Here is a 15,008-nt window from a genome sequence, read left to right on the forward strand (position 1 = left end):
AGTGTAGAACCTGAGCTGGCGCGCGCGCCCGCAACACGCTCTCAGGTGTGCGGGAAGGTGGCCTCGGCCGAGCGCGTGAGCGTGCGCAGCAGCCATTCATAGGCCTGCGGGTGCTGGCCGCGCCGGCGCCACAGCGCGTCCACATGCACGGGCTGCACGTCGAAGGGCAGCTCGCGCAGCACCAGCTTGTCGGCCATGCCGGTCACGGGCACGAAGTGGCGCGGCAATATGGTCAGCAGGTTGGAGTTCATGACCACGCGCCCGGCCGTGAAGAACTGGTTGACGGTGAGCACCACCTGGCGCGTGCGGCCCAGCGAGGCCAGGGCCTCGTCGATGAAACCGAAGGAGCGGCCCGAGAAGCTCACCAGCATGTGGCGCGCCGCGCAGTAGTTGTCCAGCGTCAGCGGCACATCGGCCAGCGGATGGCCCTGGCGCATCACGCACAGGTACTCGCCTTCATACAGGCGCCGGCTGTCGAAGGCCACCAGGGCGCCCGACTGCGCGCGCGCCGTCAGGTCGGCCAGCGCGGCGGGGAAGTAGCCCACGGCCATGTCGGCCTCGCCGGCCTCCAGCAGGCCGCGCGGGTCGCGCGTGGTCAGCGGCAGCACGCGGATGCCCACGCCGGGCGCCTCGCGCTCCAGCAGGCTGAACATGGGAGGAATCAGCGTGGCTGCCGTGGCGTCGGCCATGGCCAGCACAAAGGTGGCGGTGGCGGTGGAAGGATGGAATTCGCCCGGCGTCAGCGTGTCCTGCAGCTGCTGCAGCGCCTCCCGGATCACGGGCCACAGCGCCAGCGCGCGCGGCGTGGGCTCCACGCCCTGGCCCTGGCGCACCAGGAGCTCGTCGCCCAGGGCCTCGCGCAGGCGTCGCAGGGCGTTGCTCACGGCCGGCTGGGTGATGGCCAGCTTGTGGGCCGCCCGCGTCAGGCTGCGCTCTGCCATCACCTCGTCGAAGACGCGCAGCAGGTTCAGATCCAGTGTGCGGAAGTTCAGGGCAGACATGGCGGCGGGCGCTGAGTCATCACTGGCGTGAATGCTACAGATTCAAGATATAAATTTGAAGAGCTCTAGGGTAAACCCTATAGTTACACCTAGTCGCCCGCCACGCCGTCAAAAGCGGCTATTTAACTGGGTTTATCTGCCATGAGCAACTTCATTTACAACTCCTACTGTGTCGAGCACCCTGGTGTGGTGCATGTCTATCAAGCCGCCGATGACCGCAAGAGCGCTGCCAAGCGTTTCTCCGGCAAGCGTGGCGCCAGCGCCCTGCTGCTCGCTGCCCTGGTGGCCGCGCTGATGGTGGTGGTCAACGAGGTCGCCCACAACTGGACCGACGGCCACATGCTGGGCGCCTGGGTGGTGCTGTGGGTTGCCGCCTTCATGGGCCTGGCCCTGTTCTCCGCTCCCGCCCGCCGCGCTGCCATGACGGCCCGCGCCGGCTACCGCGCCTGGACCGAGAGCCGCCAGCAGGCTGCCGCTGACGAGCGCATCTGGAATGCCGCCCTGCAGGACGCCCGCCTGATGGCCGACCTGGCCCGCGCCATGGATCGTCAAGGCAACTGATCTCTGCCTGGGGCGCCTTGCGGCGCTCCTCCAAAAAAGCCGCTGCCCACAAGGCGCGGCTTTTTTGTTGTCTGGGGGCGTCGTTGAAACGCCACAAAAAAAGCCTCGCACTGCGAGGCTTTTTCTATGGGTCGAGAGCTACTCAAGGATTCATTGTTCTGTGCATCTTCCACAGTCCACGAAACTGGCGCTGCCCAAAGCAAGGGGCACCGAGGAAGGGCCGCCCCGCACCGAGGGTGCCGTCCCCCCCGCGAAGCGAGAGGGGGAAGCGGCGTAGCCGCTCAGGGGGAGCTTTATGTCCCCAGGCGCTTTTCGAGTTCGGCCTTGGTCACCAGCAGCTCCTGGGGCAGCTTGTGGGCCAGCTTGTCGAAGTGCTCGGTGTGCAGCTGCATTTCCTCGGCCCAGGCAGCCTTGTCGATGCTGGTCACGCTGGCGAACTGGTCGGCGGAGAAGTCCAGGCCGGTCCAGTTGATCTCGGCGTACTGGGGCGCAATGCCGAAGGCGGTCTGCTCGCCCTGGGCCTGGCCTTCGAGGCGGTCGATCATCCACTTCAGGACGCGCATGTTCTCGCCGTAGCCGGGCCAGACGAACTTGCCGTCGGCATTCTTGCGGAACCAGTTGGTGGTGAAGATCTTGGGCAGGGCGGCGCCCTGGCCTTCGATCTTGGCGCCCAGCGTGAGCCAGTGCTGGAAGTAGTCGCTCATGTTGTAGCCGGCAAACGGCAGCATGGCGAAGGGGTCGCGGCGCACCACGCCCTGGGCGCCGAAGGCGGCGGCCGTGGTTTCCGAACCCATGGTGGCGGCCATGTAGACGCCTTCGGTCCAGTTGCGGGCCTCGGTCACCAGCGGCACGGTGGTGGAGCGGCGGCCGCCGAAGATGATGGCGTCGATCTTCACGCCCTTGGGATCGTCCCAGGCTTCGTCCAGCGCGGGGTTGTTGGTCGCGGCCACGGTGAAGCGGGCGTTGGGGTGGGCGGCCTTGGCGCCGGTTTCGCGGGCAATCTGGGGCGTCCAGTCCTTGCCTTGCCAGTCGATCAGGTGATCGGGCTGCTTGCCGGTGTCCTTGTCCATGCCTTCCCACCACACGTCGTTGTCATCGGTCAGCGCGACGTTCGTGAAGATCACGTTCTTGTCGAGGCTGGCCATGCAGTTGGGGTTGGTGTGGTAGTTCGTGCCCGGGGCCACGCCGAAGTAGCCGGCTTCGGGGTTGATGGCGCGCAGCGAGCCGTCGGCCTGGGGCTTGATCCAGGCGATGTCGTCGCCGATGGTGGTGACCTTCCAGCCTTCGAAGACCTTGGGCGGCACCAGCATCGAGAAATTGGTCTTGCCGCAGGCGCTGGGGAAGGCCGCAGCCACGTGGTACTTCTTGCCCTGGGGGTTGGTCACGCCCAGGATGAGCATGTGCTCGGCCAGCCAGCCCTGGTCGCGGCCCATGGTGGAGGCGATGCGCAGCGCAAAGCACTTCTTGCCCAGCAGGGCGTTGCCGCCGTAGCCCGAGCCATAGCTCCAGATTTCGCGCGTCTCGGGGTAGTGGACGATGTACTTGGTCTTGTTGCAGGGCCAGCTGGTCTGGTCCTTCTCGCCTTCGGCCAGGGGCGCGCCCACGGTGTGCACGCAGGGAACGAACTCGCCTTCGACGCCGATCACGTCATACACGGCACGGCCCATGCGGGTCATGATCTTCATGTTGACGGCCACATAGGCGCTGTCGGACAGTTCCACGCCCACGTGGGCGATGGGCGAGCCCAGCGGGCCCATGGAGAAGGGCACCACATACATGGTGCGGCCGGCCATGCAGCCGTCGAACAGCGGCTGCAGTGTGGCGCGCATCTCGTTCGGGGCCATCCAGTTGTTGGTCGGGCCCGCATCTTCCTTGTTGGCCGAGCAGATGTAGGTGCGGTCCTCGACGCGCGCCACGTCGGACGGGTCGGACCAGGCCAGGTAGCTGCCGGGGCGCTTGACGGGATCGAGCTTCTTGAAGGTGCCGGCATCGACGAGCTGCTGGCACAGCTGCTCGTACTCTTCCTGGGAGCCGTCGCACCAATGGATCTTGGCGGGCTTACACAGTGCGGCCATCTCGGCCACCCAGGCGATCAGTCGGCTGTTCTTGACGTAGGCAGGGGCCTGGATGTTCAGGCCTTGCATGACGGGTGCGTTCATCGCGGAGCTTCCTTCAATTGAAAAAACCAGTTTTTCAAAGGGGACGCGCCTGTTGCCGCACCAACTTTGAGAAACGGGCTCTTGTTCAGTCGGCGCGCGAAGGAAGCTCTTCTCGGGGCGGCGAGGCGGCGCTGGCGGAAGCTGGCGGCGCACCGGCTGGGGATTCGATTCTAGGGAGCGGTCACGAATTTGTCAGCAAACGAATGGCAAAAACTATGCATTCTGTGCATTGAAATATGCAAGATGCTTCGTCTGTTTGCCTATGCAATAGGCAAACAAAAAGCCCCGCAAAGCGGGGCTCGGTGCAGGGGGCGAAGGGGCCGTATCAGGCCATGTTGACGGCGATGAAGGCCAGCAGAAACATCATCACGGCACCTGCCAGGGGCAGGATGACGGGCATGTAGGGGACGATGGCCTCGGTGGCGTCTTCGGGGGGCGACTGCTCGCCGTGGTTCGCTGCGGGATCATGCGACATGCAAAAGCTCCTGGCTGCCAATGGGGATGCCCCATTCTAGGCAGGCCTGCCCGCCAGCGCCTTCGGGGAAAGCCATGACACAGGGGGCCAGGGGCCTGCTAGGGCTCTAGACGGCGTTGACCTGCATGCCTTCGGCCTGCAGGGCAGCGATGACCTCTTCGATGTGGGCCTTGTTGCGGGTCTGCAGCACCAGCTCGATCTCCACGCTCTGCGCGGCCAGCATGGTGAAGGCGCGCTGGTGGTGGACTTCCTCGATATTGGCGCCCGCCGCTGCCACCGTGGCCGTGATGCGCGCCAGCACGCCGGGCACGTCGCGTGCGCTGACCTTGATGCGCGCCAGCCGCCCGGAGCGCACCATGCCGCGCCCGATGATGGCCGCCAGCAGCAGCGGGTCGATGTTGCCGCCCGACAGGATCAGCCCCACCTTCTTGCCCGCGAAGTGCTGCGGATGGCGCAGCAGCGCGGCCAGGCCCGCGGCGCCCGCACCCTCGACCAGGGTCTTCTCGATCTCCAGCAGCATGAGCACGGCCTGCTCGATGTCGCCTTCATCGACCAGCAGCATGTCGTCCACCAGGCGCGATACGACTTCCTGCGTGATCGCGCCGGGCTGGGTGACGGCAATGCCCTCGGCGATGGTCGAGGTGCCCATGGGCAGCCCGGCCTGGCGCACGGCATTGAACATGGACGGAAAGCGCTGGGTCTGCACGCCGATGATCTCGATGCCCGGGTTCAGTCCCTTGGCGGCCGTGGCCACGCCCGCGATCAGGCCGCCGCCGCCGATGGCCACGATGAGCTGGTCCAGGTCGGGCTGCTCGGCCAGCATCTCCAGCGCCAGCGTGCCCTGGCCCGCCGCGATCTGCTCGTCGTCATAGGGGTGGACGAAGCACAGGCCCTGCTGCTCGGCCAGCGTGTAGGCATGCTGGCGCGCCTCGGCCAGGGAGTCGCCGTGCAGCACGATCTCGGCGCCGAAGCCGCGCGTGCGCTCCACCTTCACGCCCGGCGTGAAGCGCGGCATGACGATGACGGCACGCACGCCCAGGCGCTGCGCGTGGTAGGCCACGCCCTGGGCATGGTTGCCGGCGCTCATGGCGACCACGCCGCGTGCGCGCTCCTCGGACGAGAGCTGGGCCAGCTTGTTGAGGGCGCCGCGTTCCTTGAACGAGGCCGTGAACTGCAGGTTCTCGAACTTGAGATAGACCTGCGCTCCCGTGATCTGGGACAGCGTGCGCGATTCCACGCAGGGCGTTTCGAGCACGGCGCCGCGCAGGCGGTCGGCGGCGTTCTGGATGTCTTGGAGGCTGAGCATCACGCATTGTGGCGCACAGCGGCCCGGGCGCGCGGCAGGGCACGCCATGGATTCCCCGCAGAAAGCGCCGCACCGGCGCGATCCATAAAATGAGAATCATTCTTGTCTTTGGGGCGCACACCGCTCCGGCTGGCCATGGCTCTTTCCTCTGTCCAAACACCTGCACGCCCTCCGCGCTGGCTGGGGCGGGGCACGCTGCGTGCCTGCGACTTCAGCGGTCCCGACTACCGCATCCTCGACGCCGAGGTCACGGCCGAGGACGCGCTGCTGGCCGGGCACCTGCAGTCCTGGCAGGTCCAGCCCGGCCTGTGGCTGCATGGCGTGGAGGCGCGCGACCTGCGCACCATGAGCACGCGTTCGCCGGCCGTGCCGGGGCTGCACCTGGTCGTGTTGCTGGAGGGCTGCGTGGACGTAGCCTTCGGCAGCCAGGGCCTGCAGATGCAGGTGGCGCCCGCCAGCCCGGCCGGTGCCCATGTGCAGGCCTGCGGCGCCGTCATCCATTCGCGGCCCGGCGACATGTTCATGCGGCACTGGCGGCGCGGAAAGTTCGAGCGCAAGCTCAGCATCACCGTGCAGCCGCAATGGTTTGCCGCCCAGGCCCTGCCCATGGTCGCGCCACCGCTGCTGCGGCACTGGATGGCGCAGCAGTTGCTGGCCATACAGCCCTGGCAGCCATCGCCGCGCGCCGTGGCGGTGGCCGAGCAGATCATCCAGCTGGCGCGCGAAGGCTCTGCGCCCCTGCTGCTGGCCAGCCGCACGCTGGAGCTGGTGCACGAGGCAGTGCAGGCGCTCGACGCGCCCGAGCCCGATCCGGCGCAGACCGTGCCGGGCGTGCTGGGCGTGCGCGAACACCGGCGCATGGCGCGCCTCAAGGCCTTGCTGGACAGCGGCGGCGACGGCTGCCGCCCGCTGGCCGAGATCGCGCGCGAGGTCGGCCTGAGCGCCAGCGCCCTGCAGCGCCAGTTCCGCCTGGCCTACGGATCGAGCATCGACGGGTACCGGCGCGAGCAGCGGCTGGAACGCGCCTGGGCCGCGCTGGAGCAGACGGGCTGCAGCGTCTCCGAGGTCGCGCATGCGGCCGGCTATTCCAGCGCCGCCAATTTCTCCACGGCCTTCAAGCGCCGCTTCGGCATCTCTCCCAAGCTGGTGCGCGCCAGGCTCTGAGGGCCTGATGGGCTTATGGGCTTATGGGCGCGCTGCGCAAACGTCGGCGGGGCTGGCGCAAACCCCGCGGGCGCCGGGCGATGCTGCAATCACCGAACGAAAGGACATTCGTCAATGACACAGCTGCAGGCACGCACTTCGGTGCGCATGGACAGGGCCGAGGAGGCCATCGCCGCCATCGTCGGGCACATGCAGGAGCACGACATCACCGTGCGCCGCGAAGGCACGCGCTGGGTGGCCGACTACGAAAGCGGCCGGGGCCAGCTGTGGCTGGAGGGCAGGCAAGTCCATGCGGAGGTGGCGGCACCCGGCGTGGAGCTGCTGCAGGACATGAAGCTCATGCTGGCCCACCTGCTGCTGGAGGCCACGGGCGCCGCCGACGGCTCCCTGGCCTGGGAGGGTGACGGCGCCGCGCTGCAGCGCCCGCCGGCCTTCCGCGAGCTGCGGGTGCTGGCCGTGCGCGATCTCACGCCGCACATGCGCCGCGTGCGCTTTGCCTGTGACGACATGGCGCGCTATGCGCAGGACACCAACATCCACGTCAAGCTGCTGTTCCCCCAGCCCGGCGTGGCCGAGCCTCAATGGCCCACGCTGTCGGCCAGCGGCCTGCTGCGCCTGCCCGAGGGTGACGGGCGCCTGGATATGCGCACGTACACCATGCGTGCGATGGGAATGGCCCAAGACGGCGCCAACGGATGGATCGACGTGGACTTCGTGCTGCACGAGGATGCAGGCCCCGGGTCCGCCTGGGCCGCGCGCGCCCAGCCGGGCCAGCGCATCGGCATGACCGGCCCCGGCGGGCGCACGGCCACCCCGGCCGACTGGATGCTGCTGGCCGGCGACGACACCGGCCTGCCGGCCATGCTGCGCATTGCGGCCGCCCTGCCGGCGCACACGCGCGGCCATGTGTTTGCCGAAGTCCAGGGTCCGCAGGACGAGCAGCCCGTGCAGGCGCCCGAAGGCCTGCAATGGCACTGGCTGCACCGGGGCGCTGCCGAGGCCGGCACCACCACGCTGCTGATCGACGCGCTGCGCGCCGTGCGCTGGCCGGATGCGTTGGCCGGTCATTCCGCCAGCCGCTTCGTCTGGGCCGCTGGCGAATTCGACACCGCCCAGGCCGTGCGCCAGTGGGCGCGCGAGGAGCGCGGTCTGGAAAAGCACGAGCAGCTGGTCGTGGCCTATTGGCGTCGCGGCATGAGCGAGTCGGATTTCAAGGCCGCGAAGTAGGCCGCTAAGTAGGCCGCGAAGCAGGCCACGCAGGGGGCCGGCGCCTCAGGTGGCGTTGGGCTCCTGACGCAGCAGGAATTTCTGCAGCTTGCCTGTGGGCGTGCGCGGCAGGCTGGCCGCAAAGACGAATTCACGCGGGATCTTGTAGCGCGCCAGCCTGTCGGCCAGGAACTGCTGCAGTGCCTCGGCCTCCGGCGCGGCCTCGCCGCGCGTCACCACGTGGGCGACGACGGTCTCGCCCCATTCGGCGTGGGGCCTGCCCACGACGGCGACATCGGCGACCTGGGGATGGGCCGACAGCGCGTCCTCCACCTCCTTGGAATACACGTTCTCGCCACCCGTGATGACCATGTCCTTGGTCCGGTCCACGATGAAGAGATAGCCCGCGTCGTCCAGGCGCGCAAGATCGCCCGTGCGGTACCAGCCGCCCGGTGCGAAGGCGGCAGCCGTGGCCTGGGCGTCGTGCAGATAGCCGTCCATCACGCTGCCGGTGCGCAGCCAGATCTCGCCGGTGTCGCCGGGGCCGGCATCCTCGCCGTCGTCGCGCACCACGCGCATGTCCACGCCGGGCAGGGCCACGCGGCCGATGGAGCCGGCCCGCTCCACCTGCTCCTCGGGGTAGAGCGTGGTGCCCGTGGGGCCGGTCTCGGTCATGCCGTAGACCTGGTAGAAGCGGTCGCTGCGGTAGGCCGTGGCCAGCTTGCGCGCCATGTCGGCGCCTATGGGGCCGCCGCCGTAGACCCAGGCGCGCACGCTGCTCAGGTCGTAGCGGGCAAAGTCGGGCAGCATCTGCAGCGGCGCAAAGTAGGAGACCGGCGCGCCGAAGTACAGCGTCACGCCCTCGTCCTGCACGGCCTGCAGGAAATGCTGCGGGTGGTATTCGCGCAGCAGCACCACGGTGCCGCCCATGTACAGCGTGCCGCCAAACCAGTTGTTGAGCGGCGAGGAGTGCCAGATGGGCATGGCCATCAGCGTGCGTTCCTCGCGCGTGATGGACAGGCCCAGTGCGGCCGTGATCGCCGCCAGCGTGACGGCGCGGTGGCTCAGCAGGCAGCCCTTGGGCCGGCCCGTGGTGCCCGAGGTGTAGAGCACCTGGGCGATGTCGCCATCGGAGGGCCGCGTTCCTTCCATGGGCCTGGCGGCTGCCACCAGCGTGTCCCAGTCCTGGACACCCGGGACGGCCTCTTGCGCCTCGGTCACAAGGCGGGCGCAGGGGTGTGGCGCGGCGGCGACCACGGGCGCGAGTGCGGCGTCAAACACCAGGGCCTTGCACTGCGCGTGGTCGAGGATGTACTGCAGCTCGGGCGCCTGCAGCTTGTGGTTGACGGGCACCAGCGCGGCGCCCAGGCGCCAGGCGCCGAACAGGGCTTCGACAAAGCCCGGCGTGTTCAGGCACATCAGGGCCACGGTATCGCCCCGGCCCACGCCCTGGGCCTGGAGCACGGCCGCCGCGCGTTGCGAGCGCCGCTGCATGTCGGCATAGCTGATGGAGGCGCCGCGGTCGCGCAGAAAGGCCTTGGCGGGCGTCTTGCGCACGGCGCTGTCGAAGGCGTCGAGCAGGTTCATGTCTTGTCTCCTTGTGCTTTGTTGTGTGGTGGGCCGGCGGCCGCTTCAGGCGGGCAGCGCGCGCTGCAGGATGGCGGCGATGTCCAGGCCTGCCGGGTCGAAGGCGCCCGCCACCATGGCGCCCTGCTGCGCCCCCAGGCGCGTGGCGATGAAGCCGTCGGCCATGGCGGGCGGCGCATGGCGGCGCAGCAGGCAGGCCTGGGCCAGCAGCACCAGGTCCTGCACCAGGCGGCGTGCCTGGGCCTCGAGCTGGTCAGGCGGGCCGGACAGGCGCCGGGCCAGCGATTGCGCCTGCTGCAGCAGCGCGGGCTCGCCCGCTGCCGTGTCGATCAGGTCCTGCAGCAGCAGCTGCGCGCCGTCGGGCTCGCGCGAGATGGCACGCAGCACGTCCAGGCACATGACGTTGCCCGAGCCTTCCCAGATCGAGTTCACGGGCGCCTCGCGGAACAGGCGCGCCATCACGCCCGTGTCCACATAGCCGTTGCCGCCCAGCACCTCCATGGCCTCGCCCGTCAGCTCCACGCCGCGCTTGCAGACCCAGAACTTGGCCGCTGGCGTCATGATGCGTTTCCAGGCCTGCTCCAGCGGATCGCCCTCGTCGCCTCCACGCTCATAGGCCTGGGCCAGGCGCATGGCGATCTGCAGCGCGGCCTCGCTTTCCAGCGCCAGATCGGCCAGCACGGTGCGCATCAGCGGCTGCTCGGCCAGCTGCTTGCCGAAGACGCTGCGCCGGCGCGCATAGGCCAGGGCCTGCACCGTGGCCGAGCGCAGGATGGCGGCGCTGCCCAGCACGCAGTTCAGGCGGGTGTAGGTGGCCATCTCGATGATGGTGGGAATGCCCCGGCCTTCCTCGCCCATCAGGATGCCCCAGGCGTCCTCGAACTCCACCTCGCTGCTGGAGTTGCTGCGGTTGCCCACCTTGTCCTTCAGGCGCTGCACGCGCACGGCATTCCTGCTGCCGTCCGGGCGCCAGCGCGGTACGTAGAAGCAGGCCTGCCCACCGCCTTCCCCCATGCGCGCCACCACCAGGTGGGCATCGCACATGGGTGCCGAGAAGAACCACTTGTGGCCGCGCAGCAGGTACTCGCCGCCACGCCCGCCGGCGTGCACCGGCATGGCCACCGTCGTGTTGGCGCGCACGTCGGAGCCGCCCTGCTTCTCGGTCATGCCCATGCCCAGCCACATCGATGCCTTGTCGGCCACGGGCAGGTCGCGCGGATCGTATTCGTGGCTGAACAGCTTGCCCTGCAGCTGCTGCCACAGCGCCGGTTCCTTTTGCAGCAGCGGGATGGCGGCCGTGGTCATGGTGGCCGGGCACAGCGTGCCCTGTTCGACCTGGCCGTGCAGGTAAAAACCTGCGGCCCAGGCGCTCCAGCGGCCCGCGCTGCTGTCCTCGAAGGGCAGGGAGATCAGCCCCTGCTGCCGGTATAGTCCCAGCAGCGTGTGCCAGCTCGGGTGGAACTCCACGGCGTCGATGATGCGGCCGCGCGCGTCGAAGCGGTGCAGCTCGGGCGTGTGGCGGTTGGCCTGCTCGGCCAGTTCCCAGGTGGCGCGCTCGCCCAGCTGCTGCGCATAGCGCGACAGCGAAGGAATGTGGCGCGCGGCGCCGTTGCGCTGAAGGGCCTCGGCCAGGGCAGGATCGGCCTCCAGCAGGTTGAAGTCGGTGAGTTCGTCGACCTGGTTCAGGACGTCGTGCGTGTTCCAGGTGTGCCCTGTCTGCAATGTCTGGCCGGTGCTCATGCGCGTCTCCGTGATCGTTGGTCTCAACGCAAAAGTCTAGGAAAAATGCCCAGCAAAGGTGTTCGGGTTTCACGGCAGCAGCCGCAGCCGCCCAAAGTGCGGCGCCGCCCCCTGCAATCGCGCGCGCAGGCCACGTCGCAGGCGCTGCAGGACGCCTTTGTTCGGCTTGTGATCGAGCAGGGCTACGAGCGCACCACGGTGCGCGAGGTGGCCGCCGTGGCCGGCGTGGGCCTGGGCACCTTCTATGAATACTTCGGCAACATGGACACGCTGGCGGCCATGTGCATCCACCGCCAGGTGCAGGCCCTGCACGCCCAGGGGCTGCAGACGCTGCAGGACAGTGCCGGCATGCCGCTGGCCACGCGCGTGGACCGCCTGCTGGACACCCTGGTCGACGGCATTGCGCGCGAGGCGCCGATGTGGGCCGCGCTGTTCATGCTGGAGCGCAAGGTGTCCGCGCCCGAGCCCTTCCGCCGCCACTACCAGGCCTATGTACAGCTGTGGGGCACGGCATTGCAGGACTGCGATCCGCCGCTGCCCGCGCCGGCCCAGCCCCTGGCACGGCTGCTGCACACGCTGACCTATGGCTGGGTGTCGCAGTCGCTGCTGGCGCTGGGGCCGCAGCAGACGCTGCAGCAGCTGCGCGCGCCGCTGGGCTGGGCCATCCATGCGCTGCTGCGCGAGGCGCAGGCTGCGTAGTCCCTCGGGGCCCAGGGGCCCGAGACTCAGACGCGCGGAAAGCGCAGCGTGAAGCGGGCGCCGCCCTGCTCGGAGTCGTCGGCCTCCACGCTGCCGCCCTGGGAGACGGTCAGTGCCTTGACGATGGACAGGCCCAGGCCCGAGCCCTCGCGGCGGCGCTTGCCGGGCACCTGGGCAAAGCGCTGGAAGGGGTGGGAGCGCAGCTCGCTGGGCAGGCCGGGACCGGCATCGCTGATGCGCAGCACGGCCCAGGCACGGCCTTCGATATCGGATTCCACCGTCAGCGCCACGCCCAGCCATGCGCCGCTGGCCGCATGGCGGATGGCATTGCTGACGAGGTTGGAGAGGATCTGGCGCATGCGGTCGGCGTCGGCACGGATGTCGGCCATGCCGATGTCACTGAGCGCGGGCAGGTGCATCTCCAGCTGCATGCCATGCTGCAGGAGCTGGGGGTGCAGGTGGTCCAGCGTCTCGGCCACGAGTTCGGCCAGGTCCAGGCGCTGCTTTTGCAGCGACAGCTGGCCGGCATCGGCCATGGACAGCGTGTGCAGGTCGCCGACCAGCCGGCCCAGGTGCTCGACCTGGAACAGCAGCGTGTTCAGCTCGGTGTCGTCTGCGGCGATGACGCCGTCGCAGATGGCATGCAGGCGCGCCTGCAGCACGGTCAGCGGCGTGCGCAGCTCGTGCGAGATCGAGGCCGCCGTGGCGCGGCGCTCGGCCTCCAGCGTCTCCAGCGAATCGATCATGCGGTTGAAGGCCACCACCATCTCGGCCATCTCGCCATGGGCCTTGCCGGGCAGGGCGCGCGCGCTGAAGTCGCCCAGCTCCACGCGCTTGGCCACCTCGACCATGGACGCCAGGGGCCGCGTCACCAGGCGCGAGACCCAGAAGCCCACGGCCAGACCGAAGGGCAGGCACACCAGCAGGCCGATGACCAGGGACCATTTCTCGCCGAACAGCAGATCGCCCGTCCAGTACTGGCCGTAGATCTGCATGGCGCGCGGGCTGTCTTCCAGCGACTGCGCGTTGAGTTCGTCCAGCTCGATCTGCACGGCCGGCGGCAGGCTACTGTAGAAGTCGCGGTACTGGATCTCGGAGAACACCAGCACGCCGATGGCCAGCAGGGCAATGGTGCTGAGCACGGTGGCCGTGATCCACAGGCCGAAGCGCACCCAGATGCGGTTGGGCCTCAGTCCCAGGGCCATAGCCGGTAGCCAATGCCGCGCACGGTCTCGATCAGGCCTTCCTGGCCGGCCAGCTGCAGCTTGCGGCGCAGCTTGGACAGATGGGAGTCGATGACGCGCTCCAGCGCATCGCTCTCGGGCAGGCAGTGCTCGATCAGGTGGGAGCGCGAGAAGCAGCGCCGGGGCTGGGCCGCCAGGCAGGCCAGCAGGCGGAATTCGGTCAGTGTCAGGGGCAGCGGCAGGGCGCGGCCCTCGTTGTCGTAGACCACGGCGCTGTGCGCCTCGGAGTCGATCTCGATGGGGCCCACGCGGATGGGCGCGGGCGCCGGGTTCTTGCGTGCCTGGGTGCGGCGCAGCACGGCGCGCACGCGGGCCACGACCTCGGGCGGGTTGAAGGGCTTGACCACGTAGTCGTCGGCGCCCAGGCGCAGGGCCAGCAGCTTGTCCACATCGTCGGCCAGGGCCGTGACCATGATCACGGGCGTCTGGCTGTCATCGCGGATGGCGCGCAACACGTCGATGCCGTCCATGCCGGGAAGGTGGATGTCCAGCAGCACCAGGTCGGGCCGCAGCAGGCGGAACAGCTGCAGCGCCTCCTGGCCGTCCGAGGCCATGCGCGAACGCAGCCCGTCCCGCTCGAGATAGGCCGTCAGGATGCTGGCGATGGCGGGCTCGTCTTCGACGACGAGCACGAGGGGGGTGGTTGCCGTTGGCTGTGCTGTGGAGTTCATGGGAAAGCTGGCAGGGCCAGGCGCACATTATGGTGCGATGCCCTGCGTGCCGCCGCCCCTCCATATTGGCTCCACGAAGTCTGCAATCGCGCGCAAGGCTGGCGCTGTTCATTTCCTGCGGACCCATCAGCGGCTATTGGTAGCTCATCGTGAAGGTCGCCCTGCCATAGGCCATGCCAGGTGTCACGCTGCCGGCTGTCTGCACCAGGCGCGCGCTCAGCGGAATCTTCAGGCTGTTCTGCCCCTGTGCGACCTGGCCCGCATTCCATTGGTTGGCATTGCCCAGGCTGCCGGAGTCGGGGCCGAAGTTCACGGGCACGTTGTTTCTCAGTACCTGTATGCCGACACCCCGGGCCTTGGAATTTTGGGCCAGCGTCAGCGTGCTCGATCGGTTGGTGGCCTGGGTGGCATCCGTCAGCGTGATGAAGGCGGTCAGGCGTGTATTGGCTTCGCCTCCCGCGCAGGTCAACTCGATGCTGAAGTCCTTGGCTGCCGTGACGGACCCGATTCCCTTGAAATCGGCGAACGGGGCGGGGGCCATGGTCACGTCGATCTTGCCCGTGGACACCCGGCAGGTCGGCGGCCTGGGGCGGCTGCTGACGTTGACGGTGATGCCACTTGAAAAGAATATCGTGGCCAGCAAGTCACGGGCATTGCTGGTCCCTGAGTAGATTCGTGCGAAGCTGCCATTCAGGGAACCGCCAGATGTGAGTTCTCCGGTTTTCACGAGCTCGAGGGTCATGTTGGTGCTTGGCAGTGAATGGAATATGCCCTGTTTCAGCATGGACCCTGAATAAGGCGCGGCTCTTTCCCACGTGATTCTCATGCCCAGGTTGGGAATGGCGGTGGAATATATTCCACCGCTTTCCGTTCCAATGCCTTCTATGTAATAAAAATCATTGTCGCAAGAAATGTGGTAGCTGCCGGCTCCGGTATTTTGTAAATTCATTGTCCTGGAATAGACAACGCTGCCAATCGGATAATTTTCATTGACGATGGTGGGGGTGTTGGCTGAACCCGGAAACTGGGCATTCCAGCCCTGGGAGGAACAACGGGCCCAGGATGAAATAGGGGCCATACAAAAAATCAAGAGGAGAGGCGTGGCCAATGCATGGCGCAAGATGGCTGTGAAAGACATGCTGTGAACTCCAGCCTGGAAGATATGGATCAATGCCTTGGGACAGGTGGCATAGGG

The 15,008-nt window shown here is 68.0% G+C and carries 13 protein-coding genes; 4 read left to right on the forward strand and 9 right to left on the reverse strand.

Annotated features, from left to right (window positions below; all coding sequences use genetic code 11):
* Positions 1-41 precede the first annotated feature (41 nt).
* Positions 42-1,001, reverse strand: coding sequence for a LysR family transcriptional regulator (locus DELCS14_RS00555; RefSeq protein ID WP_013800015.1), 960 nt, complete (start codon positions 999-1,001; stop codon positions 42-44).
* 141 nt (positions 1,002-1,142) lie between these two features.
* Here DELCS14_RS00555 and DELCS14_RS00560 point away from each other — a divergent pair, with 141 nt between their 5' ends.
* The gene (locus DELCS14_RS00560) at positions 1,143-1,562 is read left to right on the forward strand and encodes a hypothetical protein (RefSeq protein WP_012202052.1); all 420 of its coding nucleotides are present in this window, start codon (positions 1,143-1,145) and stop codon (positions 1,560-1,562) included.
* A gap of 293 nt (positions 1,563-1,855) precedes the next feature.
* Here DELCS14_RS00560 and DELCS14_RS00565 read toward each other — a convergent pair whose 3' ends face one another.
* From DELCS14_RS00565 to DELCS14_RS00570, 3 genes are all read right to left on the reverse strand, one after another.
* Positions 1,856-3,721: a phosphoenolpyruvate carboxykinase (GTP) gene (locus DELCS14_RS00565; protein ID WP_013800016.1), complete on the reverse strand. Its 1,866-nt coding sequence runs from the start codon at positions 3,719-3,721 to the stop codon at positions 1,856-1,858.
* 325 nt (positions 3,722-4,046) lie between these two features.
* Positions 4,047-4,196 carry a hypothetical protein gene (locus DELCS14_RS30945; protein WP_013800017.1) on the reverse strand — a complete coding sequence of 50 codons (150 nt, stop codon included), beginning with the start codon at positions 4,194-4,196 and terminating at the stop codon, positions 4,047-4,049.
* Between the two features lie 106 nt (positions 4,197-4,302).
* Complete coding sequence (locus tag DELCS14_RS00570) at positions 4,303-5,502, reverse strand: threonine ammonia-lyase (protein WP_013800018.1); 1,200 nt, start codon at positions 5,500-5,502, stop codon at positions 4,303-4,305.
* 135 nt (positions 5,503-5,637) lie between these two features.
* On the opposite strand from DELCS14_RS00570, the gene DELCS14_RS00575 reads away from it, so the two are divergent.
* Together DELCS14_RS00575 and DELCS14_RS00580 are read left to right on the forward strand one after the other, a co-directional pair.
* Positions 5,638-6,666 carry an AraC family transcriptional regulator gene (locus DELCS14_RS00575; protein WP_013800019.1) on the forward strand — a complete coding sequence of 343 codons (1,029 nt, stop codon included), beginning with the start codon at positions 5,638-5,640 and terminating at the stop codon, positions 6,664-6,666.
* Between the two features lie 114 nt (positions 6,667-6,780).
* On the forward strand, positions 6,781-7,893 hold the full coding sequence (locus DELCS14_RS00580; protein WP_013800020.1) for a siderophore-interacting protein: 1,113 nt from the start codon (positions 6,781-6,783) through the stop codon (positions 7,891-7,893).
* Between the two features lie 45 nt (positions 7,894-7,938).
* Here DELCS14_RS00580 and DELCS14_RS00585 read toward each other — a convergent pair whose 3' ends face one another.
* Both DELCS14_RS00585 and DELCS14_RS00590 read right to left on the reverse strand, forming a co-directional pair.
* Positions 7,939-9,459, reverse strand: coding sequence for an AMP-binding protein (locus DELCS14_RS00585; RefSeq protein ID WP_013800021.1), 1,521 nt, complete (start codon positions 9,457-9,459; stop codon positions 7,939-7,941).
* Between the two features lie 45 nt (positions 9,460-9,504).
* A complete protein-coding gene (locus DELCS14_RS00590) occupies positions 9,505-11,199 on the reverse strand; it encodes an acyl-CoA dehydrogenase family protein (RefSeq protein ID WP_013800022.1) in 1,695 nt (564 codons plus the stop codon).
* A gap of 96 nt (positions 11,200-11,295) precedes the next feature.
* On the opposite strand from DELCS14_RS00590, the gene DELCS14_RS00595 reads away from it, so the two are divergent.
* The gene (locus tag DELCS14_RS00595; protein ID WP_228676835.1) at positions 11,296-11,898 is read left to right on the forward strand and encodes a TetR/AcrR family transcriptional regulator; all 603 of its coding nucleotides are present in this window, start codon (positions 11,296-11,298) and stop codon (positions 11,896-11,898) included.
* A 26-nt stretch (positions 11,899-11,924) separates the two neighbouring features.
* Here DELCS14_RS00595 and DELCS14_RS00600 read toward each other — a convergent pair whose 3' ends face one another.
* The 3 genes from DELCS14_RS00600 to DELCS14_RS00610 all read right to left on the reverse strand — a co-directional run bounded on the left by DELCS14_RS00600 (position 11,925) and on the right by DELCS14_RS00610 (position 14,951).
* Positions 11,925-13,103: an ATP-binding protein gene (locus DELCS14_RS00600; protein WP_013800024.1), complete on the reverse strand. Its 1,179-nt coding sequence runs from the start codon at positions 13,101-13,103 to the stop codon at positions 11,925-11,927.
* Positions 13,088-13,813: a response regulator gene (locus DELCS14_RS00605; protein ID WP_013800025.1), complete on the reverse strand. Its 726-nt coding sequence runs from the start codon at positions 13,811-13,813 to the stop codon at positions 13,088-13,090. The genes DELCS14_RS00600 and DELCS14_RS00605 overlap by 16 nt, the downstream gene beginning before the upstream one ends.
* Positions 13,814-13,946: 133 nt before the next feature.
* Positions 13,947-14,951 (reverse strand): fimbrial protein, encoded by a 1,005-nt coding sequence (locus DELCS14_RS00610; protein ID WP_013800026.1) that lies wholly within the window; start codon positions 14,949-14,951, stop codon positions 13,947-13,949.
* Between the last annotated feature and the right edge of the window lie 57 nt (positions 14,952-15,008).

This window comes from Delftia sp. Cs1-4 (genome assembly GCF_000214395.1).
GTDB lineage: Bacteria > Pseudomonadota > Gammaproteobacteria > Burkholderiales > Burkholderiaceae_C > Comamonas > Comamonas acidovorans.

Excerpts from the sequence above, each read along its gene's own strand:
- DELCS14_RS00580 (WP_013800020.1), top strand. The coding sequence starts at position 6,781 with ATGACACAGCTGCAGGCACGCACTTCGGTGCGCATGGACAGGGCCGAG.
- DELCS14_RS00560 (WP_012202052.1), top strand. The coding sequence starts at position 1,143 with ATGAGCAACTTCATTTACAACTCCTACTGTGTCGAGCACCCTGGTGTG.
- DELCS14_RS00610 (WP_013800026.1), bottom strand. The coding sequence starts at position 14,951 with ATGTCTTTCACAGCCATCTTGCGCCATGCATTGGCCACGCCTCTCCTC.
- DELCS14_RS00565 (WP_013800016.1), bottom strand. The coding sequence starts at position 3,721 with ATGAACGCACCCGTCATGCAAGGCCTGAACATCCAGGCCCCTGCCTAC.
- DELCS14_RS00600 (WP_013800024.1), bottom strand. The coding sequence starts at position 13,103 with ATGGCCCTGGGACTGAGGCCCAACCGCATCTGGGTGCGCTTCGGCCTG.
- DELCS14_RS00555 (WP_013800015.1), bottom strand. The coding sequence starts at position 1,001 with ATGTCTGCCCTGAACTTCCGCACACTGGATCTGAACCTGCTGCGCGTC.
- DELCS14_RS00585 (WP_013800021.1), bottom strand. The coding sequence starts at position 9,459 with ATGAACCTGCTCGACGCCTTCGACAGCGCCGTGCGCAAGACGCCCGCC.
- DELCS14_RS00605 (WP_013800025.1), bottom strand. The coding sequence starts at position 13,813 with ATGAACTCCACAGCACAGCCAACGGCAACCACCCCCCTCGTGCTCGTC.
- DELCS14_RS00575 (WP_013800019.1), top strand. The coding sequence starts at position 5,638 with ATGGCTCTTTCCTCTGTCCAAACACCTGCACGCCCTCCGCGCTGGCTG.
- DELCS14_RS00570 (WP_013800018.1), bottom strand. The coding sequence starts at position 5,502 with ATGCTCAGCCTCCAAGACATCCAGAACGCCGCCGACCGCCTGCGCGGC.
- DELCS14_RS30945 (WP_013800017.1), bottom strand. The coding sequence starts at position 4,196 with ATGTCGCATGATCCCGCAGCGAACCACGGCGAGCAGTCGCCCCCCGAA.
- DELCS14_RS00590 (WP_013800022.1), bottom strand. The coding sequence starts at position 11,199 with ATGAGCACCGGCCAGACATTGCAGACAGGGCACACCTGGAACACGCAC.